Source organism: Polaromonas sp. UBA4122 (assembly GCA_002381615.1).
Lineage (GTDB): Bacteria > Pseudomonadota > Gammaproteobacteria > Burkholderiales > Burkholderiaceae_C > Polaromonas.
Genome location: DFWY01000039.1, coordinates 1,940 through 3,753 on the forward strand (window position 1 = coordinate 1,940; position 1,814 = coordinate 3,753).

At 55.8% G+C, this 1,814-nt stretch carries 2 protein-coding genes; one reads left to right on the forward strand and one right to left on the reverse strand.

Annotated elements, in window-relative coordinates:
* Window positions 1–344: 344 nt before the first annotated feature.
* Window positions 345–761 (reverse strand): RcnB family protein, encoded by a 417-nt coding sequence (locus B3F77_RS05725; protein WP_293604034.1) that lies wholly within the window; start codon window positions 759–761, stop codon window positions 345–347.
* A 206-nt stretch (window positions 762–967) separates the two neighbouring features.
* Between B3F77_RS05725 and B3F77_RS05730 the strand changes: the two genes are divergently transcribed.
* Entirely contained in the window at window positions 968–1,291 is a 324-nt protein-coding gene (locus B3F77_RS05730; protein WP_293604035.1) for a hypothetical protein, read from the forward strand.
* Window positions 1,292–1,814 lie beyond the last annotated feature (523 nt).

Here is a 1,814-nt window from a genome sequence, read left to right on the forward strand (position 1 = left end):
CCGTTGGCCCAGCCACTAAAGGTCAGGACCGCGAAGCCGGCAACAAGGGCGAAAGCACAACGACGGAGAGATTGCATCTGCATGGCGATTCCTTAGGAAAGAGTGTGCCGCCTCGACCGGTAGATCGGATCGACAACGGAGGTGCTGTGCCGAGTTGTTCCCATCATGGGAACGGCCCACAAACGACCAAGACGCCAATGCGTCAAACTCAACAGAACCCGCGATACTGCGCGCACTTTCATTTCGATGACTGCGCAATCAACAGATCTTCGCACGCGCCGCGCGCGACGACAACGGATGCTGTACCGGATGGAATGTGTGAACCGCGTCGATGGCATCGGTTATCAGTTGTTCAGCATCAACTGCAGGATGATGCCGGTGGCAATCGCAACCAGAACATAGTCGCTGCCTGTTTGAACCCAATGGTACCCACGGGGCGGGGCACTCAGGTTATGGGCGCGCCAGTCATCGACCACATAATTCCTGTGGCGATATTCGACCGGAAGGCGCTCGCCCCTGTGGAATTGATGGTCTGGGCCTGCGCCACGTTCATCCCGTTGCTCATTGTTGTTCGCGCGACCTTGGTTTTGAGGACGATTCGGTTGGCGTGCTTGGTTGTCTCGACGATGCTGCTGGCCGCCGCGTTGTGCCTGTTCATTACGACCGCGATCTTTGTGATCCTCATTCCCTTGGGCGAAGGAAAATCCTCCCGTGAGCAAAGACATTGCCATGATGCTGGAAACAACTGCTTTACTGTTCATGCTGAACTCCATTTGGTTGGGAAGTGTCATATTGGCCTCGCGCACTTTGTCGTGCGCCTTGTGCCGACCTACTACCGGTGAATACGAAAGATAGGCCTATGAACCGATAGATTCTTTGCGCTAGCGCAAGCAGAGATGCCGGTCAGCGAGGTTTCAGGCGAATTCGGGAAATAAGCCCCAGAGAACGTTAGGGCTGGCGTCAACAAATGGAATGCCAAGCCGAAGCGCTCGCATCAGATTTCCGGGAAATTATTGAGGCGGTAGCCGCTGTGGGGCCGGCGCTGAGAGACTTCCAAGCCAGGCCATTTCTGTCGCGCAGCAGCGTAATGTGGTTGGCGCTGGGCACACCAGCCTGGCCGCAGAACGTGAATACCCGTTACAGCCGTCCGCCATCTGATTTGCCGTTGATTAATCTGCACTACCAGCGCCACCGGAATCCAGCCCGCGCAGGTCGCCACAACATCCCAGATGTCAGCCGTGTTCGTGTCCGGGTGATAGGCGTCATAGAGCTCTCTACCGGCACCGGCTAGCAGCACAGCGGCGCCAAGCCAAGGCAAGCGAGCCGGTAACGACCAGGGCCGTTATTAGCGCGCCCACTGCGAAGTGCAGCAGTTTGTCGTAGGGAATCTTCATGGCGTTCCTTGCACCCTCACCAGCCCCAGAGGTGCCATCGCACCAAACAGCTCATCAGTCGATACATCGGACTTAGCCAGCAAGTCCCGATACTGCGACAGCGTACGCTGACTGGAGGCGTTGGGGCTTGGCACGCTGCATAAAGGGCACTGGCGTTGGTCAGCAGATAGGCGAAGGTGAACATCTTTTGGTTGGTCGCAGCGTTCGACCAAATAGAGTGAAATCAAGATTGCGTAATTCCATCTGGTCAATGACAGTTCATCGGAATACGGATTGTCCGCTATGGGCACTGTCCTGACCGACGCCTCCCGACCGAGACTGTGTAAAAACGTCAATGAAAATTTGAATTTCATGAGAGATAAAAATCGACCTCGTAGAACGACTCATGTGCAGCGATCGCAGGCTCGGGAATGGTTTTGG

Coding starts and splice junctions, on each gene's coding strand:
- B3F77_RS05725 (WP_293604034.1), bottom strand. CDS start 761: ATGAACAGTAAAGCAGTTGTTTCCAGCATCATGGCAATGTCTTTGCTC.
- B3F77_RS05730 (WP_293604035.1), top strand. CDS start 968: ATGGAATGCCAAGCCGAAGCGCTCGCATCAGATTTCCGGGAAATTATT.